Raw genomic sequence first — 23,480 nt, forward strand, 5'->3', positions numbered from 1 at the left:
TCCGGACGCACTCTCGTGGTGGAGGTGTGGTGTGCCGCACACTGGTGCGACGCGCCCTCCGCCCCGGGCGTGTTCCCCGCACCGCCGCACCTCGCACGCCGTACGCGCCACCCCCCGATCCGCCGCGCGATCACCTGGGAGGTCACCCCCGTGCAGACCAGGCCCCCTCGCTCCGCCCCCGCCCCCGCGGCACTCGCCCCGGCCGTCCCCACTCCGCGCAGGTCGCCCCAGCGGGCCTCGGCGGGCGGAACCGGTACCGGGCCGCGGGGCGCGGGCCGGCGGGCACCGGCCGGAACCGAGTCCGCGGGGGCGGCGGCCCCCGACCTGTTCCGGCAGTACCTGCGGGAGATCGGGCGCATCCCGCTGCTCTCGGCGGCCGACGAGGTGGAGCTGGCCCGGCGGATCGAGGCGGGCGTCCTCGCCGCCGAGAAGCTGGCCGCAGGCCGCGCGGACGCGGGGCTCGCCCGGGACCTGCGGCGGCTCGTCGCACTCGGGGAGCGCGCCAAGGGGCAGCTCATCGAAGCCAACCTGCGGCTCGTCGTCTCGGTGGCCAAGCGGTACACGGGCCGGGGCCTGACCATGCTCGACCTGGTGCAGGAGGGCAACCTCGGGCTGATCCGCGCGGTGGAGAAGTTCGACTACACCCGCGGCTTCAAGTTCTCCACGTACGCGACCTGGTGGATACGCCAGGCCATGTCGCGCGCCCTCGCCGACCAGGCCCGCACCATCCGGGTGCCGGTGCACGTCGTGGAGCTGATCAACCGCGTCGTCCGCACCCAGCGCGCCCTGCTCCAGGAGGCGGGCCGCGAACCGGCCGCCGAGGAGGTCGGCGAGCGGCTCGGGCTGAGTGCCGAGAAGGTCGAGGAGGCGCTACGGCTGGCCCGCGAACCGGTCTCCCTGCACGCCCCGGTCGGCAGCGAGGACGACGTCTTCCTCGGCGACCTCATCGAGGACACCGAGGCGGCCTCCCCGGCGGAGAGCGCCGCCCTGCTCCTGCTCCGCCAGCACCTCGACGCGGTCCTCGCCACCCTCGGCGACCGCGAGCGCCAGGTGGTGCAGTTGCGGTACGGGTTCGACGACGGGCGGCCGCGCACCCTGGAGGAGATCGGCCGCCTCTTCGGCGTCACCCGCGAACGGGTCCGCCAGATCGAGTCGAAGACGCTGCGCAGGCTGCGCGAGCACACCGCGGCCGGGCAGTTGCGCGGCTATCTGGACTGACGGCCGCCGGCGCCCGGCTCACTGCCGGCCGCGCCGCTTCGCGTCGACGGACGCGCCGAGCGCGACGCCGAGCACGAGGCCGATCCCGATACCGAGGGCCAGGTGCCCGGCGAGCAGGCCGACCGCCACCCCGAGCACCATCCCCACCGGCAGGTACAGGGCGATGCCCGACTGTTCCGAGCCGTCCCCGTCGGCCCTCGGCTCGCGTGGTTCTTCCGCCAACTCCCCCACCCACTTCGTCCTCGGTCCAGTACGCCCTTGTCCTGTACATGGACAGTAGCTACAGCATGCCACGGGGGCCGGACGGCCCCCGTGGCCGCCCACTCAGTCGACCTCGACGGCCGCCTCGGCGAACTGGGCCGCGTACAGGCGGCCGTACACCCCCTCGGCGGCGAGCAGTTCGGTGTGCGTGCCCTGCTCGACGATGGCCCCGTTCTCCATCACCAGGATCGTGTCGGCGTCCCGGATCGTGGAGAGGCGGTGGGCGATGACGAACGAGGTCCGGCCGTGCGCGAGCCGGGCCATGGCCTGCTGGATCAGCACCTCGGTGCGGGTGTCCACCGAGCTGGTGGCCTCGTCCAGGACGAGGATCACCGGGTCGGAGAGGAAGGCCCGCGCGATGGTGATGAGTTGCTTCTCGCCGGCGCTGACCCCGCTGCCCTCGTCGTCGAGGACGGTGTCGTAGCCGTCGGGGAGCGTCCGGACGAAGCGGTCGGCGTGGGCGGCGCGGGCCGCCTCCTCGACCTCCTCGCGGGTCACCTCGCGGGAGGCGCCGTAGGCGATGTTCTCCGCGATGGTGCCGCCGAAGAGCCAGGTGTCCTGGAGGACCATGCCGATCCGGGAGCGCAGGTCCTCCCGGGCCAGGGCTGCCACGTCGACGCCGTCCAGCGTGATCCGGCCGCCGGTGACCTCGTAGAACCGCATCAGCAGGTTGACCAGGGTGGTCTTCCCGGCGCCGGTCGGGCCGACGATGGCGACCGTGCGGCCCGGCTCGACGGTCAGGGACAGCTCCTCGATCAGGGGCCGGTCCGGTTCGTAGCGGAACGAGACCTTCTCCAGGGTGACGCGGCCGAGCGGCTTCTCCAGGCGGGCGGCGGGGACCGGATCGGGTCCCTGCTCGTCGGCGTCGAGGAGTTCGAAGACCCGCTCGGCGGAGGCGACGCCGGACTGCACCAGGTTGGCCATCGAGGCGACCTGGGTCAGCGGCATCGAGAACTGCCGGGAGTACTGGATGAACGCCTGCACGTCGCCGATGGACAGGGCACCCGAGGCCACCCTGAGGCCGCCGACGACGGCGACCAGCACGTAGTTGAAGTTGGAGACGAACATCATCAGCGGCTGCATGATGCCGCTGGTGAACTGGGCCTTGAAGGAAGCCTGGTAGAGCGCGTCGTTCTCCTCGGCGAACCGCTCGGCCGACTCCCCCTGGCGGCCGAAGACCTTGACCAGGCTGTGGCCGGTGTACATCTCCTCGATGTGGGCGTTGAGCGACCCCGTCGAGGACCACTGGCTGACGAAGTGCGGCTGGGAGCGCTTGCCGACCCGGGTCGCGACCACGAAGGACAGCGGCACCGTCACCAGCGCCACCAGGGCGAGCAGCGGCGATATCCAGAACATCATCACCAGCACACCGATGACGGTCAGCAGCGAGTTGACCACCTGGCCCATCGTCTGCTGGAGGGTCTGGCCGATGTTGTCGATGTCGTTGGTGGCGCGGCTGAGCACTTCACCGCGCTGGCGCTGGTCGAAGTAGGAGAGCGGGAGCCGCGACAGCTTGGCCTGCACGTCGCGGCGCATCCGGAAGACGGTGCGGTTGATCGCCCGGTTCGACAGCCGCGCCGAGACCGCCACCAGGCCGCCGGCCACGAGGAACACGGCGAGCGCGAGGAGCAGCACCTCGCCGACGGCGCCGAAGTCGATTCCCTGGCCGGGGGTGAAGTCCATGCCCGAGAGCATGTCGGCCACGCCGTCGTCGCCGCCCTCGCGCATCCCTTCCAGCACCTGTTCGCGGGTGGCCCCGGCCGGCATGTCGCGGCCGACGATGCCGGCGAAGACCAGGTCGGTGGCCCAGCCGAGGATCTTCGGCCCTGTCACCGAGAGCGCCACGCTGACCAGGCCGGTGGCGAGCATCGCCCACAGGGTGGTCCTCTCGGGGCGGAACTGGGCCAGCAGGCGCTTGCCCGAGCCCTTGAAGTCCATCGACCGCTGTCCGGGCGCGCCCGTCGGATCTGCCATCACGCGGCCTCCGCTTCCGTCAGCTGGGAGAGCACGATCTCCCGGTAGGTCTCGTCCCGTTCCATGAGGTCGTGGTGGCGGCCGACCGCCACCACCCGGCCCTCGTCGAGGACGACGATCCGGTCGGCGTCACGGATGGTCGACACCCGCTGGGCGACGATCACCACGCCCGCCTCGGCGGTCTCCGCGCGCAGGGCCGCCCGCAGCGCCGCGTCGGTCGCGTAGTCCAGTGCCGAGAACGAGTCGTCGAAGAGGTAGATCTCGGGGCGCTGCACCAGGGTGCGGGCGATGGCCAGTCGCTGCCGCTGGCCGCCGGAGACGTTGGTGCCGCCCTGCGAGACGGGTGCGTCCAGGCCGCCGTCCAGCCGCTCGACGAACTCCTTGGCCTGCGCCACCTCCAGCGCGTGCCACAGCTCCTCGTCGCTCGCCTCCGGGTTGCCGTAGCGCAGGTTGCTCGCCACGGTGCCGGAGAAGAGGTACGGCTTCTGCGGGACCAGGCCGACGGTGCGGGCCAGCAGCTCCGGCGCGATGCGGCGGATGTCGACGCCGCCGACCAGGACCTCGCCCTCGACGGGGTCGATCAGCCGGGCGGCGAGGCCGAGCAGCGTGGTCTTGCCGGAGCCGGTCGAGCCGATCACGGCGGTGGTCTCGCCGGGCCCGGTGAACAGCTCCACGTCGCGCAGGACCCACTCCTCGGCGCCCGGGTAGCGGAACCCGGCGGCGCGTAGCTCCAGCGTGCCCCGGCCGGCCAGTTCGCGGACCGGCTCGTCGGGCGGAACGACACTGCTACTGGTCCGGAGAACCTCCTGGATACGCTCGGCGCACACCTCGGCGCGCGGCACCATCATGAACATGAAGGTGGCCATCATGACGGACATGACGATCTGCATCAGGTAGGCGAGGAAGGCGGTGAGCGAGCCGATCTCCATGGCACCGCTGTCGATCCGGTGGGCGCCGAACCAGACCACGGCCAGCGAGGACAGGTTCACCACCAGCATCACCAGCGGGAACATCAGCGCCAGCAGCCGGCCGGTGCCGAGCGACACCTCGGTCAGGTCGGTGTTGGCCCGGCCGAACCGCTCCGCCTCGTACCGGTCGCGGACGAAGGCGCGGATGACGCGGTTGCCGGTGATCTGCTCCCGCAGCACCCGGTTGACGGTGTCCAGCCGCTTCTGCATGGCGCGGAAGAGCGGCCGCAGCCGCCACACGACCACGCCGACCGAGGCCGCCATCAGGGGCAGTACGGCCAGCAGCACCCCGGAGAGCGGCACGTCCTGTCCGAGCGCCATGATCACGCCGCCGACGCACATGATGGGCGCGGTCACCATCAGTGTGAAGGTCATCAGGGCCAGCATCTGGACCTGCTGGACGTCGTTGGTGGTCCGGGTGATCAGGGAGGGCGCCCCGAACCCGTTCAACTCCCGTGCTGAGAAGGACTGCACCCGGTCGAAGACGGCCGCCCGCACGTCCCGGCCGAGGGCGGCGGCGGTACGGGCACCGAAGTAGACGGCGCCGATGTTGCCCGCCATCTGCACCAGCGTCACCGCCAGCATGACGGCGCCCAGCCCGAGGATCACTCCCGTGTCGCCCCGCACGACGCCCCGGTCGATGATGTCCGCGTTGAGCGACGGAAGGTACAGGGCCGCGCAGGTCTGGAGCAGTTGGAGCACCATCACCAGCGCGATGGGTTTCTGGTACGGACGCAGATACGTCCGCAGAAGTCGTATGAGCACGGGTCTCTTCCGGATCGGCCGTACGGGATGCGCACCCATCCTGCGCCACCCGGCCACCGGAACCCACCGGTTTTACCCAACCCGGGCCGAGCCTCCCGGGCGCCCGCGGCCCTCCCGTCGGCCCGTCGCAGGTCAGGACAGCGGGACACCGCCGAAGGCGTCCGGGTGGGTCTGGTCCCGCACGGCCGTGTACTGCTGGCGTACGGCCTGGCCGACGGCGAGTTCCTCGCCCGGTTCGGCGTGCTGGCCCGCCGCCCCGCCCCACATCGGCGGGGCCGAGCGGTCCAGGGTGCCGCGCTCGACGCCGAGGGCCCAGGCAGCCTGGCGGGCCGCGCCCAGCGCCGCGTAGTCCGCCGGTTCGGGGACGATCACCGGGGCGCCGAAGATCATCGGGGCGGCGGCCCGGACCGCCGGCAGGTCGGCGGCGGCACCCAGCAGGAAGACGCGGCGGATCGCCACGCCCCGACCGCGCAGCACGTCGAGGGCGTCGGCGAGCGAGCAGAGCATCCCCTCGAAGGCGGCCCGTGCCAGGTGCTCGCGCTTCATCGACTCGCGGCGCAGCCCGCTGAGCGTCCCCGCGGTGTGCGGCAGCCGGGGGGTGCGTTCTCCCTCCAGGTACGGCAGTAGCACCAGGCCGTGCGAGCCGGGCGTCGACTCCAGGGCCAGCCGCGACAGTTCGGGCAGGTCGACGCCGAGCAGGTCGGCGGTGCCGCGCAGGGCGCGGACCGCGTTGAGGGTGTGGACCACCGGCAGGTGCATGCCGGTGGCGTCCGCGAAGGAGGTGATCAGGCCGTCCGGGTCCCAGGCGGCCTCGTGGTGCACGGCCATCACCGAGCCGGAGGCGCCCAGGGAGACCACGGCGTCGCCGTGGCCGACGCCGAGACCGAAGGCGGCCGCCATCGTCTCGCCGGTCCCCGCCGAGATCAGCAGCCCCTCCGGAGTGGTGCCCGCCGCCTCGGCCGGGCCGATCACCTCGGGCAGTACCGCCCGGTGGCCGAGCGCCAGCTCCACCAGTTCGGGGCGGTACTCCCCCGACGCCGCCGACCAGTAGCCGGTGCCCGAGGCACCGCCCCGGTCCGTGGTGCGGCGGGCGGGCCGGCCCAGCAACTGCCAGACCAGCCAGTCGTGGGCCTGGAGCAGGCCCACGGTACGGGCGGCGTTCTCCGGCTCGTTCCTCGCCAGCCAGCGCAGCTTGGCCACCGGCTGGGCGGGCTGCGGCACAGAGCCGACCGCCCGCGCCCACGCCTCGCGCCCGCCGAGTTCCGCCGTCAGGTCGGCCGCGGCGACCTGCGCCCGCCGGTCCCCGCCGACCATGGCGGGGCGGGCGGTGGCGCCCTGCGCGTCCAGCGGCACCAGGCCGTTCTGCTGGGCGGAGACTCCGATCGCCTCGACGCCCTCCAGCAGCCCGCCGGCCGCGGCCTCGCCGAGCGAGAGCAGCCAGCTCTGCGGATCGACGTCCGGGACCGGCCCCTCCCCTTCCTTCGGATGCGGCGCGTATCCCTGCCGCAGTACGGCACCCGTCTCGGTGTCACAGACGACCATGCGCGTGAATGCGGACGAACTGTCCAGCCCGGCGACTATCCCCATACGACGATTCTGCCGCACGCGAAGGGCGCCCCGTAAAGACGGGGCGCCCCGGGGTCCGTGCCGGGCGGACGGCGGGTGTGAGGTCGGTCTCAGACGTTCCCGGTTCCCCAGTCGTCACCCGGGCCCTGGCCACGTTCGCGCAGCGACCGCACCCGCTCGGCGACCGGCGCCGGAACACGGTCGCCGACCCGCTCGCTCACCGCGTGGTACGCCTTGTCGGCGAAGCCCCGCCCCTGCTGGGCGGCGCTCTCGGCGGCGTTGCGGACCGCCGGATTCCGGGCCACCCGCTCCGCGCACTTCCTCAACTGTTCGTACCGCTCGCGGCCCGCGCGGCTCCCGAGCACGTAGCCCAGGGCCACTCCGGCGACGAAGGTGAGCCGGTAGCGCATCAACTGCCACCCTTCCGTAGTGGTCGGTCCTGCCGAGCGCGGCGGCAGGGACGAGGCCCCGCCGGGTACCGATTGGCGAAGCACCCCCCTGCTTGCGCTAATGTATGTGTCGCAGCGAACGAGCGCCCGGTGGAGCACTCCGCACGGGAGTCCCGTTCGATGCGACGCAGCATTCCCCTGTAGCTCAATTGGCAGAGCAGCCGGCTGTTAACCGGCAGGTTACTGGTTCGAGTCCAGTCGGGGGAGCTCGATCTCCTGTAGCTCAATTGGCAGAGCAGCCGGCTGTTAACCGGCAGGTTACTGGTTCGAGTCCAGTCGGGAGAGCAAACGATGAGGGCCCCCTCGGGGGCCCTTTTTCGTGCTCTCGACGTCTCGTCGGGGTTCCTGTGCGGAGCTTCTTCCCCGTTGGTGGAACCACACGCGCCGTCGCGGAGTCCTCAAGATCAGGCAAGGCCGACCAGCCGGGGCAGCAGATCGTATGAGCGGCTATGCTGCGGCAGACGGCACGTACACATGTACGCGACACGCCGCTACGGGGCGGTAGCTCAGCCGGTTAGAGCAGCGGACTCATAATCCGTCGGCCGTGGGTTCGAGTCCCACCCGCCCCACCAGACGCCAGCACTCCGGCACCGGAGCTGGCCTGCAAAAACGTTGCAGCGGGGGCCGCCACTCCACAGTGGCGGCCCCCGCTTTTCCGTGCGAATCAAGATCCAGGGGACATACAGGGGACGCGGGACCGATTCAGTCGCGGCACGGTGGTCCCGTATCCACCTCACAGCGGCGTCGGCGGCGTCGTCCTGGCCCTGGGCGTTCAGATCGATCATGCCGAGCAGATCGGAGTCGGATCGGCTCTGCGCCCCTACGTCCCAGGTGCCACCTGACTCCTTGATGCCATGGGCGAGGAAGACGGCAAGGTCGTTCTGCCATGCCGGCTCGGGGAGAGCCAGCGCGGTGCACACCTGGCAAGGGATGTCGCGAGGGGCGACGGTGACAGCGCCGCGACGCCTCCTGGCACCGAACTGCTCGGGGGTGCTTCCTCGTTGGTGAACGCGCACGAAGCAGGAGGGCTCGGCGGCCCGGACGGTACCCCCCGGACAGGGCGTGCCCCGCCCCTCCCCCGGCTCCGGGCGGGCAGAGGCCCGTGTGCCAGAGTTCCCGCATGGTGTGGAACGGCGACGCGTATCAGGCCCGGTTCGACGGCATCGCCGCCGAGGGCGGGGACGTGCACGGGGAGGCGGAGCTGGTGCGGTCCCTGGGGCCGGGCAGTGTGCTCGACGCCGGGTGCGGGACGGGGCGGGTGGCGATCGAGCTGGCCCGGCACGGGATCGACGTGGTGGGGGTGGATCTCGACGCGTCGATGCTGGCGACCGCCCGGCGTCTCGCGCCCCGACTCGACTGGCACCGGAGCGACTTGGCCGGGCTCGACCTCGGGCGGTCCTTCGACGTGGTGGTGATGGCGGGCAACGTCCCCTTGTTCACCGCGCCGGGGACGGAGGCCGCCCTGGTCGCCGGAGTGGCCGGGCACGTGCGGCCGGGGGGCCGGCTGGTGGCGGGGTTCTCCCTGGACCGGGGGTACACCCTGGAGGCGTACGACGCGCACTGCTCGGCTTCGGGCCTCGCCCTGGAGGCGCGGTACGCCACGTGGTCCCGGGAGCCGTACGACGGCGGCGCGTACGCGGTCTCGGTGCACCGGCGGCCCTGAACGGCCTGGTGACCGCCTCCCCGGCCGGGCCGGACAGCGCGTCCCCCTCATCGGCCTCGCCCAGTTTCACCCGGCGTCAGGTGCCGTCTCCTCGGCGATCCAGCGGAGGTAGGCGGGGCTGCCGTCGGTGACGGGCGTGGCGAGGATCTCCGGGGTGTCGTAGTCGTGGTGGTGCAGCAGCCACTCCTCCAGGGCGGGGTAGCGCCACGCGGCGGTCTTGAGGTGGAGCTGCCATTCGCGGGCGTCCTCGACGGCGCCCCGCCAGCGGTAGACCGAGGTCACCGGGCCGACGATCTGCACGCAGGCGGCGAGGCGGGCCTCGACGGCTCCGGCTGCCAGGGTCTCGGCTCGGTCGGGGGTGTCGACGGTCGTGACGACGACGATCGCGGGCGGGGCCGCGGACTCCTGCGGGGCGGTCATGTCGGGTCCCTCTGCTCGGCGGTGTGACGCGCACACCGTACGTCGGGCGCGGGGCCCGGACGGCGGGTTGGGCCGGTCGGGGGTGCGGGTCACCCGTTCACCGGCGAGGTGCGGCGCGGGGCGGGCCGTGGCGGGTGCACCCGTTGTGACCTGCGTCGACAGGGCTGGCGCGGAGTCAGGCGGGCGGGTGGGCGAGGGGCTGTGACGAGGCGTCCGACAGGCGGCGGGCGGCGGGGCGGCTTTACCTCGGTAGCGGGGACGCGCCCCGGCGGCACCCGTGTGCCGCTGTCGTCTGTGGCTAAGGAGCACCATGCGTACTGCCCGTCTGCTGACCGGTACGGTCCGAGCGGCCACCGCCCTCGGTGCCGGTCTCGCCCTGTCCGCCGCCCCGGCCGCGTACGCCGACGCGGGGAGCGGCGGGCGGGCGGCCGTCGAACCCCGGCAGGTGGCGCCCGGCGCGGCGGTCACCCTGGTGACCGGTGCTTGCCGGCCGGAGGAGGGGCAGGGCGGCGGGGCCGTCACGGGGGACGCGGGCGCGGTCGGCGCCGGGCGGTTCAGCCTCGCGCCGGAGGCGGAGGGCGAGGACGCGCGGGGCACCTTCCGGGTGCCGCGCTCGGCGGTCCCGGGCACGTACGAGATCGTGGCGCGCTGCCCCGGGGGGGAGGTGGTGGCCGCGGACCTGGTGGTGACGCTCACCTCGCTGGGTTCCGAGGGCGTCGGGGAGCGGCAGGAGTCGCTGCCGGGCGAGCGGCCCGACGGCCCCGGCGCCGAGGGGCGTTCGGGGCCGGGAGGTGAGCGGGCGGACAGCGCCGGGGAGAAGGTGACCCAGGGTTCCGTGGCGGGCGTCGAATCGGCGCTCGGCTCCGACCCGGTGCAGGTCACGGCCGGGGTGGCGGCGCTGGGGCTGGCGGCGGCCGGCGGCACCTGGCTGCTGCACCGCCACACGCGCGGAGGCGGGCTCTGACCGGGCCCGCCCGGCGCCCGGTCCGCGCCGCCGGGGCGGCGGGGCCGTCGCGGCGCAGGGCGGTGAGCCTGGGGGTCGGGGCCGGGACCTGGTTCTTCTTCTGCCTGGGGCTGTGGCTGCTGGCACGCGGGCTCAGGTGACGGGCCGGCCGGTGCGCGGCCCGGTCAGGCCAGCCACTGCTCGTACGCCATGTCGGCGACCAGGGCGAGGACGACGACCAGCAGGACGATCCGGACGAAGCCGCTGCCGCGCTTGAGGGCGGTGCGGGCGCCGAGGGTGCCGCCGACGAGGTTGAAGACGGCCATCAGCGCGGCCAGCTGCCACAGCACGGCGCCCTGCCAGGCGAACATGGCGAGCGCCCCGGCGTTGGTGCAGCAGTTGACGATCTTCGCGGTGGCGGAGGCGGTGACGAGGTCCAGGTGGAGGATGGCGGTCAGCGCCAGGACGAGGAAGGTGCCGGTGCCGGGGCCGATCAGCCCGTCGTAGAAGCCGATGCCGAGTCCGGCGAGGCCGATCGCGGCGAGGGTGCGGCGGCGGGAGGCCGCTCCGGGCGGGGGCGCGGCGGTGCCGAAGGCGGGCTTGAGGATGACGAAGGCGGCGACGGCGAGCAGCACCACCATGATCACCGGCTTGAGCACCTCGGTGCTCATCCCCGCCGCGAAGAAGGCGCCGCCCGTCGAGCCGGCGAGCGCGGCCAGCCCGATCCGGACGGCGGTGCGGACGTCGACGGGGGCTCGGCGGACGTAGGTGACGGCCGCGCCGGTGGTGCCGACGATGGCGACGGCCTTGTTGGTGCCGAGGGCGACGGCGGCGGAGGTGCCGGCGGGGAGCCCCAGGAGCAGCGCGGGCAGCAGGAGCAGCCCGCCGCCGCCGACCACGGCGTCGATCCAGCCGGCGGCCAGCGCGGCCACGCAGAGCAGGATGACGCTGGTCAGGGCGATGTCAGGCATGAGCATGACCTTATCCGGGAGCCCTGCGACTCCGGCGGGGGGCCCACGGTCCGAGACGGCGTACGCCTCCGCGGCCGGGACACCGCAGAGCCCCTGGGTCCCGCCCTCGTGAAGCGGGTCCCAGGGGCTCTGCCGCCGGGCCGGGCCCGGCGCTCCCCCCGCACAGGGGTGGCGCCGGGCCCGGTCCCCGGGGAACCGGAGCCGTCACGCCGCACGCCGGTGAGGGTCAGGGTGGCGTGCGTCCGGCTCCGGGAGTCTGCGCCCGTCCGGGTCAGCGGCTGTCGCTGCCCTTCGAGGCGGCGGCGGCGCGGCCGGCCTCCAGGCGGGCGACCGGGATGCGGAACGGCGAGCAGGAGACGTAGTCGAGTCCGACCTCGTGGAAGAAGTGGACCGACTCGGGGTCGCCGCCGTGCTCACCGCAGACGCCGAGCTTGAGGTCGGGACGGGTCGCCCGGCCGGCCTCGACGGCGTCGCGGACGAGCTTGCCGACGCCGTCCTTGTCGATGGTCTCGAAGGGCGAGACCCCGAAGATGCCCTTCTCCAGGTAGGCGGTGAAGAAGCTGGCCTCCACGTCGTCCCGGGAGAAGCCCCACACGGTCTGGGTGAGGTCGTTGGTGCCGAAGGAGAAGAACTCGGCGGCCTCGGCGATCTGGCCGGCGGTCAGCGCGGCGCGGGGCAGCTCGATCATGGTGCCGAGCGCCAGCTTCAGGTCGACGCCGGTCTCCTTCTGCACCTCGGCGAGGACCTGCTCGGCGTCGTCGCGGACCAGCTCCAGCTCCTGGACGGTGCCGACCAGCGGGATCATGATCTCGGCGCGCGGGTCTCCGTTGGCCTTCTTCCGCTCGGCGGCGGCCTCGGCGATGGCGCGGACCTGCATGGTGAACAGGCCGGGGATGACCAGGCCGAGGCGGACGCCGCGCAGGCCGAGCATCGGGTTCTGCTCGTGCAGGCGGTGGACGGCCTGGAGCAGGCGCAGGTCGTTCTCGTTGGCGTCCTGGCGGGACTCGGCGAGGGCGACGCGGACCGACAGCTCGGTGATGTCGGGCAGGAACTCGTGGAGCGGCGGGTCGAGGAGGCGGACGGTGACGGGCAGGCCGTCCATCGCCTCGAACAGCTCCACGAAGTCCTTCTTCTGGAGCGGCAGCAGCTGCTCCAGCGCGGTCTCCCGCTCGGCGTCGGTGTCGGCGAGGATCAGTTTCTCGACCATCCCGCGCCGCTCACCGAGGAACATGTGCTCGGTGCGGCACAGGCCGATGCCCTGCGCGCCGAAGCGGCGGGCGCGCAGCGCGTCCTCGGCGCTGTCGGCGTTGGCGCGCACCCGCAGGCGGCGGACGCGGTCGGCGTAGGCCATGATCCGGTGGACGGCGGCGACCAGTTCGTCGGCGTCGTCGGCGCCGGCGTGCATGCGGCCCTCGAAGTACTCCACGACCGGCGACGGCACGACGGGCACCTCGCCGAGGTAGACCTTGCCGGTGGAGCCGTCGATGGAGACGACGTCGCCCTCCTCGACGACGAGGCCGCCCGGCGCGGTCATCCGGCGCTGCTTGGTGTCGACCTCCAGGTCCTCGGCGCCGCAGACGCAGGTCTTGCCCATGCCGCGGGCGACGACGGCGGCGTGCGAGGTCTTGCCGCCGCGCGAGGTGAGGATGCCCTCGGCGGCGATCATGCCGTCCAGGTCGTCCGGGTTGGTCTCCCGGCGGATCAGGATGACCTTCTCGCCGGAGCGCGACCACTTGATGGCGGTGTACGAGTCGAAGACGGCCTTGCCGACGGCGGCACCGGGCGAGGCGGCGATGCCCCGGCCGATGGTGTCGACGGAGGTGGAGTCGTCGAAGCGGGGGAACATCAGCTGGGCCAGCTGCGCGCCGTTGACCCGCTGGAGCGCCTCGGCCTCGTCGATGAGGCCCTGGTCCACGAGCTGGGTGGCGATGCGGAAGGCGGCGCCGGCGGTCCGCTTGCCCACGCGGGTCTGGAGCATCCAGAGCTGGCCGCGCTCGATGGTGAACTCGATGTCGCAGAGGTCCTTGTAGTGGGTCTCCAGCGTCTCCATGATCTCCATGAGCTGGTCGTACGACTTCTTGTCGATCGACTCCAGCTCGGCGAGCGGCACGGTGTTGCGGATACCGGCGACGACGTCCTCGCCCTGCGCGTTCTGCAGGTAGTCGCCGTAGACGCCCTGGTGACCGCTGGCGGGGTCGCGGGTGAAGGCGACGCCGGTGCCGGAGTCGGGGCCGAGGTTGCCGAAGACCATGGAGCAGATGTTGACCGCGGTGCCCAGGTCGTGCGGGATGCGCTCCTGGCGGCGGTAGAGCTTGGCGCGGTCGCCGTTCCAGGAGTCGAAGACGGCCTTTATGGCGAGGTCCATCTGTTCGCGCGGGTCCTGCGGGAAGTCACGCCCGGCCTCGGTCTTGACGATCTTCTTGAACTTGGTGACGAGCTTCTTCAGCTCGGCCGCGTCCAGGTCGGTGTCGACCGTGACCTTCTTGGCCTTCTTCGCGGCCTCCAGGGCCTCTTCGAAGAGGTCGCCGTCGACGTCCAGGACGGTCTTGCCGAACATCTGGATGAGGCGGCGGTACGAGTCCCAGGCGAAGCGCTCGTCGCCGGACTGCGCGGCGAGGCCCTTCACGGACTTGTCGGAGAGGCCGATGTTGAGGACGGTGTCCATCATGCCCGGCATCGAGAACTTGGCACCGGAACGCACCGAGACCAGCAGCGGGTCGTCGGCCTGGCCGAGCTTCTTGCCCATGGTCCGCTCCAGGGCGTCGAGGTGCGCACTCACCTCGTCGCGGAGCTCCGTGGGCTCGTCACCGCTGTCGAGGTACGTCTTGCACGCCTCGGTGGTGATGGTGAAGCCCGGAGGGACGGGCAGACCCAGGTTGGTCATCTCGGCGAGGTTGGCCCCCTTGCCGCCGAGGAGGTCCTTGAGGTCGCGGTTGCCCTCGGTGAAGTCGTAGACGAACTTCTGCGCCTGCTCGGCACCGGCGTTCGTTACGGCGGGTTCTGTGTTCTTCGATTCCGACACGGGATTCGACTCCTCGCGGACTGGCTGCCCTGACGGCGAGGAACATACCCAGATCGAAGGCACCTGGGTACGTCCACTTGTGCGTCATGGGGCCGCGGCCACCCGTCTGCCAGCAGATCGAAAGTGGTCACAGGGAAGCATGGACTCGCAATCCGCCTTCAAGAGTCGAAGGCATCAAGGCGGAACGTGTGCGCCGGCGCCCAGTTCGGTCACGCTCGGCCATCATGGAGTTCGACTTAAGAATGATCGAGCATTGGCACCCAGTGCCACCCTTTGACAAGTACAGGCCCGCCATTCACGCTCATCTGAGCGGGGGCCCGATCAGGGGTGGCGAGAATCACGCCCCGCGAAGGGGGTTTGGGCCACCATGTGGACGACTTCCGCACACCAGGCGAACAGCTCGCACCGCACACCGGCACTCTCGGCACGGGGTGCCGCCTGCTGGGACGACAGGGGGCGCGGGTTTCCGCCAATCCTGGAGCGGCGCTCGGATGAGCGCACCCGGAAGGTCGCCTCAGGCGTCGGGTGGGCCGCCATGAGCCCCCTCGGACGCCGGGGCCATCCGCCACGACCCCTCGGCGCGGAAGAGCCGGTCGAGGCGGGGCCGACGGCCGCCCGGGAGCGGCCGGGCACCTGTCGGAGGGCGCGCCGCGTGCGGTGGCGCGGCCACTCCGGACGAGGGCGGGCAGGTCGCCCGGACCGGCCCGGGGCCGGCCCTTCCGTCCGAACTCGACACGCCCTACCCCCTTGCGCTCATCAACAGCGCATTACACAGTGAGTTTTGCGCGTCAAACAGACATAACCCCACGGCACCGGCTGCCGCACGACGCGGGCAGTGGTGTGTCCGTACGACCCTCCAGGGAAGAGACCGCGTGGACCGCTCCACCGCCGCCCCGGCCGCCGAGACCGCCGCGCCCGCAGCAGAGCGCGTCCCGACGACGGCCTCCGGTCCCGGCGTGCCCGGCATCGCCCCCGGCTCGTTCGCCCTGGCCCCGTCGTCCAGCGTGCCCGAGGCGGCCCTCCGGGCGCGCTCCGCCGCCCGGGTGCCGCACGCCGACCGCACCGGCATCTCCGCGGTCCCGGTCCGCGAGTCGGCCGCCGTGCGGACGGACGCGGGCCAGGCGGGCCGGCGGGCGACCGGGGTCCGCGTCTGAGACGTGTCGGCACGGGACCGAGGAAGGGCCAGGCCATGAACCGGCGAGACCATCATCTACTGGTGCACGGGGGCGCGTTCGCCGCGCTCGGGGACGAGGGGGAGGCCGGGGCGGCCGGCCGGGGGGCCGTCCCGAAGGGGCTGTTCGTCCGGGACGCTCGGCACCTCAGCCGGTGGCAACTGGCGCTGGACGGGGCCGGGCCGGAGGTGCTGGTCCCGGCGTCCGGCGAGCAGACCCTGCGCAGCGTGCTGGCGCCCCGGTCCGGTCCGGGCGAGCCGCCCGCGTACACCGTCTTCCGGGAGCAGGCGTTGAGCGACGGGTGCCTCGTCGACCGGCTGCGGGTGATGCGGAACACCCCGGCGGCGGCGCCGCTGCGGATCGCGCTGACCGTCGACGCGGACTTCGCCGACCTCTTCGAGCTGCGCTCCGACCACCGCACCTACGTCAAGGCCGCGTTCCAGCGGAGCCGCGAAGTCCTGTCCGACGGCGTGGAGTTCGGCTACCGGCGGGGCGGCTGGCAGGCGGGCACCCGGATCACCGCCGACCCCGCGCCCGAGGCGGTGGAGGAGACCGGAACCGGTGCCCGGCGCCTGGTCTGGACGCTCGGCCCCGACGCGGCCGGGGAGGCGGTGCTGACCGTCCGCGTCCAGGCTCTGCCGGGCGACGCCCCCGCGCCCCGGACGCCCCCGGCCACGGTGGCCGACGCGGTGGTCCGGCGGGCGCTGACCGTGGAGGAGTACCGCGCCGGGGTGCGGCTGCCGGCCTCCGAGCCCGCGCTCGCGGCCGCCGCCGACCGGGGTCTGACCGAGCTGGCGCTGCTCCAGGTGGAGGCGGCGGGACCGGACGGCGAGGCGCTGCTCGTGCCGGGCGCCGGCGTCCCCTGGTACGCGGCGCTCTTCGGCCGCGACGCCCTGCTGACCTCGCTCTTCGTGCTGCCCTACCGTGCGGCCCCGGCGGCGGCCACTCTGCTGGCACTGGCCGCCTCCCAGGCCCCGGACGACCCTGGCGCCACGGACCCGGCGGCCCGGCCCGGCCGGATCGTGCACGAGGTGCGCCACGGCGAACTGGCCCACTTCGGCCAGGTCCCCTACGGGCGGTACTACGGCTCGGTCGACGCCACCCCGCTCTTCCTGGTGCTGCTCGGCGCGTACACCGAGCGGACCGGGGACCCGGCGCTCGCGCGGCGGCTGGAGCCGCACGCCCGGGCGGCGGTCGGCTGGATGCTGGACCACGGCGGGCTCGCCACCAGCGGCTATCTGCTGCACCGGGCCGACGAGGGCGGCCTGGCCCACCACCACTGGAAGGACTCGCCCGGTGCCCTCTGCCGCGCCGACGGCTCCCGCCCGGTGGGCGCGGTCGTCTCGGCGGGCGCCCAGGGGTACGCGTACGACGCGCTGCGCCGCACCGCCCAACTGGCCCGTACCGTCTGGGCGGACGTGCCCTACGCCGAACTCTGCGACCAGGCCGCGGCCGAGCTGCGGGACCGCTTCCAGCGCGACTTCTGGCTAGAGCCGCAGGGCTTCCCCGCGCTCGCCCTCGACGCGGACGGCCGCCCGCTCGACGCGCTCGCCTCGGACGCCGGGCACCTGCTCTGGTCGGGGCTGCTCGACAAGGAGTACGGGGAGGTGGTCGGGCGCCGCCTGCTGGAGCCGGACTTCTTCTCCGGCTGGGGCGTGCGCACCCTGGCCGCGGGCCAGCCGGCGTACCACCCGCTCGGCTACCACCGGGGCGCGGTCTGGCCGCACGACAACGCGCTGGCCGCCCTCGGCCTGGCCCGGTACGGGCTGCACGACGAGGCCCGCCGGGTGGCGGCGGCCTTCGCCGAGGCCGCCGCACTGACCGCCGGCGGGCTGCCGCCGGTGACGGCCGGGTACGACCGGGCGGACTCCCCCGCCCCGGTCCCGCACCCGTACGCCAGTGTCCGGGAGTCCCGGGTCGCGGCCACGCCGCTGGCGCTGCTGACGGCGGTCGGCGGAGTCTGAGCCGGGCGCGTCAGGCCCCCGGCACCCAGCCGTAGGTGTGGTCGACGGCGAAGCGGACCACGAGGCGGCCGTCCTCCACCATGACCTCGCGGTACTCGTCCCAGTCGGGGTGCTCCCCCTGGACGGCGCGGTAGACGTCCACCAGTTCCTCCACGGCCGCGTCGTCCCTGGCGGCGGCCGTGGCCGAGAGGGTGGCGGTGCCCTCGTAGACCGCGTACGCGCCGCCGTCAGGGGTGGTGACGTGGAGGCTGACGCGCGGGTCTCGGCGCAGGTTGCGGACCTTGGCGCGGCCGTCGGTGGTGGAGAAGCGGATGAGGCCCGTCGCCGGGTCGTGGGTGAAGTCGATGTTGGACAGCTGAGGGCGGCCGTCCTTCTTCAGGGTGACCAGCACCCCGCGGCGGTGGTCGGCGAGGAGGGAGAGGTGGGCCTTGCGTGCGTCGTCTTGGGCCACGTGCGGTCCTTCGGTCGTCCGGCGGCGCCCCTGGGGGCGGCTGACCCGTCGATTGTGCGGGTCAACTCCCTTCTGGGAAAGACCGGTTCACCGCCGGCAGGCCCGTCCGGCAGCGGGGCGGCCAGCGGCACCTTGACCGGCACCTGGACGTGCTCCGGGGCAACCACCTCACGCGGGGGCGCCGTCCTGGCCCGCCCCTTGCGTGAGGACGGCCGAGGCGAAGGAGTACGGCACCCACGGCCCGGACGCCTCGACCGCGAAACCGGTGAGCCTGGGGTCCTGCCGCAGGGTGTCGAGGGCGGCGGTGAGCAGCCGCTCGTCGTCGCGCGGCACCAGGTAGGCCCCGTTCATCAGCTGCGGCCGCTCCCGCCCGGTCAGCTCCACCCCGTGCAGCGGCCGTCGTACGGCGGCGACGGCGACGGTGCGGACCACCCGGTCGACCAGGTCGACGGCGTCCAGGGCGTTCTCCTCCTGCCGTTCACAGGTGGCACGGGAGTCGCGGACCCGTGCCGGGTGCTCCCGGCCGGTGGCGGGCTCGTCGGGCGCCGCCGGACTGATCCCGGCCGTCCCGTGCTCCGGGAGCGGCAGGGCGATGTCGCGGTGCACCTTCACCGCCCACTCGACGTGCCCGGCGACCCGGTGCAGGGCCTCGCTGAGCCGCTCGGCGTGCTCCTCCAGGACGACCCTGGTGCGGACGTCGTTGGCGTAGAGGGTGGCCAGCGGCAGCGGCACGGTGGCGGCGCCCGCCGCGGCGGCGCTGACCACCCGGTGATGGGTGCGGGCGCACCGCTCCAGGTCGGCGCGGTCGGTGAACCGCTGTCGCAGGGCCTCCTCGGTGAAATCGGCGGCCGGCACGTCCTGCACGACGGCGGTCAACGAGCCGAGCGGCAGCAGCCGCACCGGCCCGCCGCCGTCGTGGCCGGGGCTGTGGATCTCGGGGCCGCCGGTCCGGCGGACGGCGTAGACGTACGTCGCGAAACTCATGCGAGGACCGTCCTCTCTCTCGGGGGGCCACAGCGGGGGGTGCGCCGCCCGCTGTGGGACTCGGTGGTCCGTTCCGCCGCGTCGCGCTGGGCGCGGGAGGACAGGGCCGGGCCGGTTTCCCACCGGTCGGCACCCGCCTTACCGGCGGTGTCGACCGAGGAGACGAACCACCTTGCCGCGGCGCCGCTCACCGCTTCTCCTCCTCGTCCTCGGTGTCCTGGTCCTCGGACTCCTCGGCCGCCATCGCCTCTTCGAGATCTCCGCCGGGTAGTACTCGATCTCCCCTCGGCCACCAGCTCCTGTGGGCTGAGCTTGAACCGGCGCCCGGCCGGGCAGGTGCCGCCGGTCAGGGCCAGCTTCGCCTCGCGGGTCCGGCAGAGGCGTGCCCGGCGGCGATCGCGGTGGCGAGGCCACTTCGTCCGTGTCGTTCATCAGTGGCTTCCCGGGGTGGGGGTGCGGGTGAACGGGAACCGGGCCCCGTGGGCGGCCCTCCAGCAGGCGCCCCTTCCCGCTCGAAGCGCTCCTGGTCGCTCTCGCCGTCGTCCAGCGCGCGGTCGGGCGCGGCCGGCCGGGCTCGCAGTACGGGCGGGGGCGGGCGGCGGGGCGAGCGGCCCGGTCAGGAGCCCCGTCTCGGACCGCCGCCTGTACGGCACCCGGGGAGACTGGAGGACGAGGGGTGCGTCTCGCGCGGCCTGACCCGCTCGGCCCCCTCTTCCCCTGCCTCACCGGCCGGCCCGACCACGCCGCGGTCGAGGACGAGTTCCAGGGTGTCGTGGAGGGTTCCCGCGCGCGGGGCGCGGACGAGTTCGTCGCGGCAGGTCGCAGGGGTCGTCATGGCTGACCAGCTTTCTCAGGTGTCGGCGGCGCCCCGCCGGTGGCGGCGTACGCGGCGGTACTCCAAGAGCTCGCCGCCACCGTCCAGTTCGGCCTCGTAGGTGGCGAGCGGGCCGGCGGTGTCGGCAGTCCTGGCAGTCCTGGGCACCACCAGTACGTCCACGTCGACGCGTCGGCCGATGTGCTCCTCGGCCCTGCGGACGGCCGAGACCCCTTCGGTGCCGTGGCCGATCAGGCCGGCGCGGCCCTCGCACGCCTGCCCGGCGGCGTCCCGCGCTCCGCGTCCCGGCTCCTTGCGGGAACCCTTGGCGGCGGTGGATCTCCTGGCGGGCCTGGTGTGTTGCTCTGCCATGGCCCCAGTCTCCGCGGCGTGTCGGCCCGCCGCCTTCGCTGATGCGCCGATCGGGGCCGGTCGCGGTCACCGCACGGGCGTCGGCCGTGCCGTGCGAGAACCCCGCGCGACCGGAGGGGTCACGCGGGGTCCGTCGTAGGGTGCCGGGACTGCGGCGGGCGGGGAATCAGCCGCCGGAGGTGTCCAGTTCGGCCTCGGGCGCCACACCGGCGCAGTCCCAGGGGTCGTTGAGCCAGCCGTCGGGCAGGACGACGCGGTCGCGGCCGGAGGTGCGGCCGCGCGGGCCGTCCGCCCCCACGGGCCAGGGCTGGTCGAGGTGGAGGGTGTCGAGCTGCTCGCGCAGTTCGGCGAGGGAGGAGGTGATCGCGAGGCTGCGGCGCAGGTCGGAGCCGACCGAGAAACCCTTGAGGTACCAGGCGACGTGCTTGCGGAAGTCGATCACTCCGCGCGCCTCGTCACCGATCCACTCCCCCAGCAGCCGCGCGTGGCGCACCATGACGTCAGCGACCTCCCGCAGGGTCGGCGCGGCCGGCGCGCCCGTCCCCTCGAAGGCGGCGACCAGGTCCCCGAAGAGCCAGGGCCGGCCGAGGCAGCCCCGGCCGACGACGACCCCGTCGCACCCGGTCTCGGCCATCATGCGCACGGCGTCCGCGGCCGACCAGATGTCGCCGTTGCCCAGCACCGGGATCTCGGTGACGTGCTCCTTGAGCCGGGCGATGGCGTCCCAGTCGGCGGTGCCGCTGTAGTGCTGGGCGGCGGTGCGGCCGTGCAGGGCGACCGCCGTGACGCCCTCCTCGACGGCGATCCGGCCGGCGTCGAGGTAGGTCGTGTGGTCGTCGTCGATGCCCTTGCGCATCTTGATCGTCACCGGCAGTTCCCCGGCCCCCGACACCGCCTCGCGCAGGATGGCCCGCAGGAGGTTCCGCTTGTACGGCAGGGCCGAGCCGCCGCCCTTGCGGGTGACCTTCGGCACCGGGCAGCCGAAGTTGAGGTCGATGTGGTCGGCGAGGTCCTCGTCCACGATCATGCGGACGGCCTTGCCGACGGTGGCCGGGTCGACGCCGTACAGCTGGATCGAACGGGGCCGCTCCGTCTCCCCGAACTGGATCAGCTGCATCGTCTTCTCGTTGCGCTCCACCAGCGCCCGCGTGGTGATCATCTCGCTGACGAAGAGCCCCTTGCCGCCGGAGAACTCCCGGCACAGGGTGCGGAACGGCGCGTTGGTGATCCCCGCCATCGGCGCCAGCACCACGGGCGGCGACACGAGGTGCGGGCCGATGGCCAGGGAGGAGGCCACGGACGCGGGCGCGGGCGCGACGGTCTGCGGGGCAGTGCTGGTGGGGGCGGGGGAAGACGCGGACATCTGCCCATTGTCGCACCCCCTTTCCGGGAGCTTCGCTCGCCGCCGGGGGGCACGTCCGGGCAGGCGGGGCACACCGCGGGCCCGCGCCCCGCCCGGTGAAGGGGCGGGACACGGGCCCGGGGGTGTCCGGCAGGTCAGGCGTTGCCGCCCGCCTCCTGGGTCGTCGCCTCCTCCTCCTCGGCCCCGGGGGCTTCGGCGGACGCCCCGGCGGTGCGCTCGCGCATCTTGCGGAGGAGTTCCTGCTTCTGGTCGAGGGCGGCGGGGCGGTTGTCCGCCGGGCCGCCGGGGGCACTGGCGGGGCGTCCGTTGCGGGGCAGCTTGTTGCGCTGACCGCCGACACCGAGCAGGTTGTTGCGGCTCTTGGCCACGGGGATCTCCGTTTCTGGGCTCTGGATGACACCGCGATGCGTCAGGACGCCAGGCGACACGCGTACGCGACCCTCCACGCCGTGGCACGACGGGGCACAGAACAGCCCAGGCGCGTGACGGACGCGGCGCGGTGAAGGGGAAGGACGAGGTGGGGCGGGGACGGGCGACACGGCCCGCCCGCGTCACTCGTATACGGGCATCATCGAGAACATGCCAGGAGGCTACCCGTGACCGGCGAGGGGTGCGAACCCTTTTCACGCAACGGCCCCGGGCAGCCGGACGCCCCCGGGTTCCACGCGGGAATCCGGGGGCGTCCGGGCGGCCTGGTGGGTCAGCAGCCGACGAGGCGGGCGGCGAGGTAGCCCTCGATCTGGTCGAGGGAGACCCGCTCCTGCTTCATGGTGTCGCGCTCGCGGACGGTCACCGCGTTGTCGTCCAGGGTGTCGAAGTCGACGGTGACGCAGAACGGCGTGCCGATCTCGTCCTGGCGACGGTAGCGGCGGCCGATGGCGCCGGCGTCGTCGAACTCGATGTTCCAGTGCTGGCGCAGCGCCGCCGCCAGGCCCTTGGCCTTCGGGGACAGCTCGGGGTTGCGCGAGAGCGGCAGCACGGCGGCCTTGACCGGGGCCAGGCGCGGGTCGAACCGCATGACCGTGCGCTTCTCCAGCTTGCCCTTGGCGTTGGGCGCCTCGTCCTCGACGTACGCGTCGAGCATGAAGGCCAGCATGGCGCGGCCGACACCGGCGGCGGGCTCGATGACGTAGGGGGTCCAGCGCTCGCCGGCCTCCTGGTCGAAGAAGGACAGGTCCTGGCCGGACGCCTTGGCGTGGGCGGAGAGGTCGTAGTCCGTGCGGTTGGCGACGCCCTCCAGCTCACCCCACTCGGAGCCGCCGAACTGGAAGCGGTACTCGATGTCGGCGGTGCGCTTGGAGTAGTGGGAGAGCTTCTCCTTCGGGTGGTCGAACCACCGCATGTTCTCCTCGCGCAGGCCCAGGCCGGTGTACCAGTTCCAGCGCTGCTCCATCCAGTACTCCTGCCACTGCTCGTCCTCGCCCGGCTTGACGAAGAACTCCATCTCCATCTGCTCGAACTCGCGGGTGCGGAAGATGAAGTTGCCGGGCGTGATCTCGTTGCGGAAGGACTTGCCCATCTGGGCGATGCCGAACGGGGGCTTGCGGCGCGAGGTCTGCTGCACCTGGGCGAAGTTGGTGAAGATGCCCTGGGCGGTCTCGGGACGCAGGTAGGCGACGGAGCCGGAGTCCTGAGTGGGGCCGAGGTGGGTGGAGAGCAGGCCCGAGAACTCCTTGGGCTCGGTGAACTGGCCCTTGTTGCCGCAGTGCGGGCAGTTGATGTCGGCCAGGCCGTTCTCGGGGAGGCGGCCGTGCTTCGCCTCGTACGCCTCCTCCAGGTGGTCCGCGCGGAAGCGCTTGTGGCAGGAGGTGCACTCGGTCAGCGGGTCGCTGAAGGTGGCGACGTGCCCCGAGGCGACCCACACCTCGGAGGCGAGGATCACCGAGGAGTCGAGACCGACGACCTCGTCACGGGAGGTGACCATGTAGCGCCACCACTGACGCTTGATGTTCTCCTTGAGCTCCACGCCCAGCGGTCCGTAGTCCCAGGCGGCGCGCTGGCCACCGTAGATCTCACTGCTCGGGTAGACGAAGCCACGGCGCTTGCTCAGGCTGACGATGCTGTCGATCTTGTCGGCGGCCACGGTGCTCTCTTCATTACGACGAAGCGGTTGGTGGGTCCGCCGGGGCTCACGTGCGGC

At 73.1% G+C, this 23,480-nt stretch carries 19 protein-coding genes and 3 tRNA genes; 8 read left to right on the forward strand and 14 right to left on the reverse strand.

Going from position 1 to position 23,480, the window contains the following annotated elements:
• Positions 1 to 150 precede the first annotated feature (150 nt).
• Entirely contained in the window at positions 151 to 1,218 is a 1,068-nt protein-coding gene (locus ACSLIC_RS06665; RefSeq protein WP_436736752.1) for an RNA polymerase sigma factor, read from the forward strand.
• 18 nt (positions 1,219 to 1,236) lie between these two features.
• On the opposite strand, the gene ACSLIC_RS06670 is transcribed toward ACSLIC_RS06665, so the two are convergent.
• From ACSLIC_RS06670 to ACSLIC_RS06690, 5 genes are all read right to left on the reverse strand, one after another.
• Positions 1,237 to 1,449: a hypothetical protein gene (locus tag ACSLIC_RS06670; protein ID WP_436736753.1), complete on the reverse strand. Its 213-nt coding sequence runs from the start codon at positions 1,447 to 1,449 to the stop codon at positions 1,237 to 1,239.
• Positions 1,450 to 1,542: 93 nt separating this feature from the next.
• Positions 1,543 to 3,453, reverse strand: a complete 1,911-nt coding sequence (locus tag ACSLIC_RS06675) for an ABC transporter ATP-binding protein (RefSeq protein ID WP_436736754.1) — start codon at positions 3,451 to 3,453, stop codon at positions 1,543 to 1,545.
• Positions 3,453 to 5,186, reverse strand: a complete 1,734-nt coding sequence (locus tag ACSLIC_RS06680) for an ABC transporter ATP-binding protein (protein ID WP_436736755.1) — start codon at positions 5,184 to 5,186, stop codon at positions 3,453 to 3,455. Before ACSLIC_RS06680 ends, ACSLIC_RS06675 begins: the two co-directional genes overlap by 1 nt.
• A gap of 132 nt (positions 5,187 to 5,318) precedes the next feature.
• Complete coding sequence (locus ACSLIC_RS06685) at positions 5,319 to 6,773, reverse strand: FGGY family carbohydrate kinase (RefSeq protein ID WP_436736756.1); 1,455 nt, start codon at positions 6,771 to 6,773, stop codon at positions 5,319 to 5,321.
• Between the two features lie 89 nt (positions 6,774 to 6,862).
• Complete coding sequence (locus tag ACSLIC_RS06690) at positions 6,863 to 7,162, reverse strand: YtxH domain-containing protein (RefSeq protein WP_436736757.1); 300 nt, start codon at positions 7,160 to 7,162, stop codon at positions 6,863 to 6,865.
• Positions 7,163 to 7,335: 173 nt separating this feature from the next.
• Between ACSLIC_RS06690 and ACSLIC_RS06695 the strand changes: the two genes are divergently transcribed.
• The 4 genes from ACSLIC_RS06695 to ACSLIC_RS06710 all read left to right on the forward strand — a co-directional run bounded on the left by ACSLIC_RS06695 (position 7,336) and on the right by ACSLIC_RS06710 (position 8,864).
• Positions 7,336 to 7,408, forward strand: a tRNA-Asn gene (locus ACSLIC_RS06695).
• 5 nt (positions 7,409 to 7,413) lie between these two features.
• Positions 7,414 to 7,486 (forward strand) — tRNA-Asn (locus tag ACSLIC_RS06700).
• A gap of 210 nt (positions 7,487 to 7,696) precedes the next feature.
• A tRNA-Ile gene (locus tag ACSLIC_RS06705) sits at positions 7,697 to 7,773 on the forward strand.
• Between the two features lie 548 nt (positions 7,774 to 8,321).
• Positions 8,322 to 8,864, forward strand: a complete 543-nt coding sequence (locus ACSLIC_RS06710; RefSeq protein WP_436736758.1) for a class I SAM-dependent DNA methyltransferase — start codon at positions 8,322 to 8,324, stop codon at positions 8,862 to 8,864.
• 66 nt (positions 8,865 to 8,930) lie between these two features.
• On the opposite strand, the gene cutA is transcribed toward ACSLIC_RS06710, so the two are convergent.
• On the reverse strand, positions 8,931 to 9,284 hold the full coding sequence (gene cutA / locus ACSLIC_RS06715) for a divalent-cation tolerance protein CutA (RefSeq protein ID WP_436736759.1): 354 nt from the start codon (positions 9,282 to 9,284) through the stop codon (positions 8,931 to 8,933).
• A gap of 310 nt (positions 9,285 to 9,594) precedes the next feature.
• Here cutA and ACSLIC_RS06720 point away from each other — a divergent pair, with 310 nt between their 5' ends.
• Positions 9,595 to 10,248, forward strand: coding sequence for a hypothetical protein (locus ACSLIC_RS06720; protein WP_436736760.1), 654 nt, complete (start codon positions 9,595 to 9,597; stop codon positions 10,246 to 10,248).
• 164 nt (positions 10,249 to 10,412) lie between these two features.
• Here the strand turns inward: ACSLIC_RS06720 and ACSLIC_RS06725 are convergent, their stop codons facing one another.
• Together ACSLIC_RS06725 and ppdK are read right to left on the reverse strand one after the other, a co-directional pair.
• Positions 10,413 to 11,198 carry a sulfite exporter TauE/SafE family protein gene (locus tag ACSLIC_RS06725; RefSeq protein ID WP_436736761.1) on the reverse strand — a complete coding sequence of 262 codons (786 nt, stop codon included), beginning with the start codon at positions 11,196 to 11,198 and terminating at the stop codon, positions 10,413 to 10,415.
• Positions 11,199 to 11,469: 271 nt separating this feature from the next.
• Complete coding sequence (gene ppdK, locus ACSLIC_RS06730) at positions 11,470 to 14,220, reverse strand: pyruvate, phosphate dikinase (RefSeq protein WP_436736762.1); 2,751 nt, start codon at positions 14,218 to 14,220, stop codon at positions 11,470 to 11,472.
• Positions 14,221 to 15,092: 872 nt separating this feature from the next.
• On the opposite strand from ppdK, the gene ACSLIC_RS06735 reads away from it, so the two are divergent.
• Positions 15,093 to 15,374 carry a hypothetical protein gene (locus tag ACSLIC_RS06735; RefSeq protein ID WP_436736763.1) on the forward strand — a complete coding sequence of 94 codons (282 nt, stop codon included), beginning with the start codon at positions 15,093 to 15,095 and terminating at the stop codon, positions 15,372 to 15,374.
• Positions 15,375 to 15,409: 35 nt separating this feature from the next.
• Positions 15,410 to 17,356 carry an amylo-alpha-1,6-glucosidase gene (locus ACSLIC_RS06740; RefSeq protein ID WP_436736764.1) on the forward strand — a complete coding sequence of 649 codons (1,947 nt, stop codon included), beginning with the start codon at positions 15,410 to 15,412 and terminating at the stop codon, positions 17,354 to 17,356.
• 10 nt (positions 17,357 to 17,366) lie between these two features.
• Here ACSLIC_RS06740 and ACSLIC_RS06745 read toward each other — a convergent pair whose 3' ends face one another.
• From ACSLIC_RS06745 to ACSLIC_RS06770, 6 genes are all read right to left on the reverse strand, one after another.
• Positions 17,367 to 17,807: a PPOX class F420-dependent oxidoreductase gene (locus tag ACSLIC_RS06745; RefSeq protein ID WP_436736765.1), complete on the reverse strand. Its 441-nt coding sequence runs from the start codon at positions 17,805 to 17,807 to the stop codon at positions 17,367 to 17,369.
• 168 nt (positions 17,808 to 17,975) lie between these two features.
• Entirely contained in the window at positions 17,976 to 18,791 is an 816-nt protein-coding gene (locus ACSLIC_RS06750; protein WP_436736766.1) for a GvpL/GvpF family gas vesicle protein, read from the reverse strand.
• Between the two features lie 850 nt (positions 18,792 to 19,641).
• Complete coding sequence (gene gvpO, locus ACSLIC_RS06755; protein WP_436736767.1) at positions 19,642 to 19,977, reverse strand: gas vesicle protein GvpO; 336 nt, start codon at positions 19,975 to 19,977, stop codon at positions 19,642 to 19,644.
• Positions 19,978 to 20,143: 166 nt separating this feature from the next.
• Positions 20,144 to 21,340 carry a tRNA dihydrouridine synthase DusB gene (gene dusB / locus ACSLIC_RS06760; protein ID WP_436736768.1) on the reverse strand — a complete coding sequence of 399 codons (1,197 nt, stop codon included), beginning with the start codon at positions 21,338 to 21,340 and terminating at the stop codon, positions 20,144 to 20,146.
• Between the two features lie 134 nt (positions 21,341 to 21,474).
• Positions 21,475 to 21,708: a DUF6243 family protein gene (locus tag ACSLIC_RS06765; RefSeq protein WP_436736769.1), complete on the reverse strand. Its 234-nt coding sequence runs from the start codon at positions 21,706 to 21,708 to the stop codon at positions 21,475 to 21,477.
• Between the two features lie 332 nt (positions 21,709 to 22,040).
• A complete protein-coding gene (locus tag ACSLIC_RS06770) occupies positions 22,041 to 23,423 on the reverse strand; it encodes a glycine--tRNA ligase (RefSeq protein WP_436736770.1) in 1,383 nt (460 codons plus the stop codon).
• Positions 23,424 to 23,480: the final 57 nt, after the last annotated feature.

The sequence above is a fragment of the Streptomyces sp. BBFR102 genome (assembly GCF_051397025.1).
In the GTDB taxonomy this organism is placed as follows: domain Bacteria; phylum Actinomycetota; class Actinomycetes; order Streptomycetales; family Streptomycetaceae; genus Streptomyces.

Coding starts and splice junctions, on each gene's coding strand:
- dusB (WP_436736768.1), bottom strand. CDS start 21,340: ATGTCCGCGTCTTCCCCCGCCCCCACCAGCACTGCCCCGCAGACCGTC.
- cutA (WP_436736759.1), bottom strand. CDS start 9,284: ATGACCGCCCCGCAGGAGTCCGCGGCCCCGCCCGCGATCGTCGTCGTC.
- ACSLIC_RS06710 (WP_436736758.1), top strand. CDS start 8,322: ATGGTGTGGAACGGCGACGCGTATCAGGCCCGGTTCGACGGCATCGCC.
- ACSLIC_RS06685 (WP_436736756.1), bottom strand. CDS start 6,773: ATGGGGATAGTCGCCGGGCTGGACAGTTCGTCCGCATTCACGCGCATG.
- ACSLIC_RS06725 (WP_436736761.1), bottom strand. CDS start 11,198: ATGCCTGACATCGCCCTGACCAGCGTCATCCTGCTCTGCGTGGCCGCG.
- ACSLIC_RS06720 (WP_436736760.1), top strand. CDS start 9,595: ATGCGTACTGCCCGTCTGCTGACCGGTACGGTCCGAGCGGCCACCGCC.
- ACSLIC_RS06740 (WP_436736764.1), top strand. CDS start 15,410: ATGAACCGGCGAGACCATCATCTACTGGTGCACGGGGGCGCGTTCGCC.
- ACSLIC_RS06690 (WP_436736757.1), bottom strand. CDS start 7,162: ATGCGCTACCGGCTCACCTTCGTCGCCGGAGTGGCCCTGGGCTACGTG.
- ACSLIC_RS06750 (WP_436736766.1), bottom strand. CDS start 18,791: ATGAGTTTCGCGACGTACGTCTACGCCGTCCGCCGGACCGGCGGCCCC.
- gvpO (WP_436736767.1), bottom strand. CDS start 19,977: ATGGCAGAGCAACACACCAGGCCCGCCAGGAGATCCACCGCCGCCAAG.
- ACSLIC_RS06675 (WP_436736754.1), bottom strand. CDS start 3,453: ATGGCAGATCCGACGGGCGCGCCCGGACAGCGGTCGATGGACTTCAAG.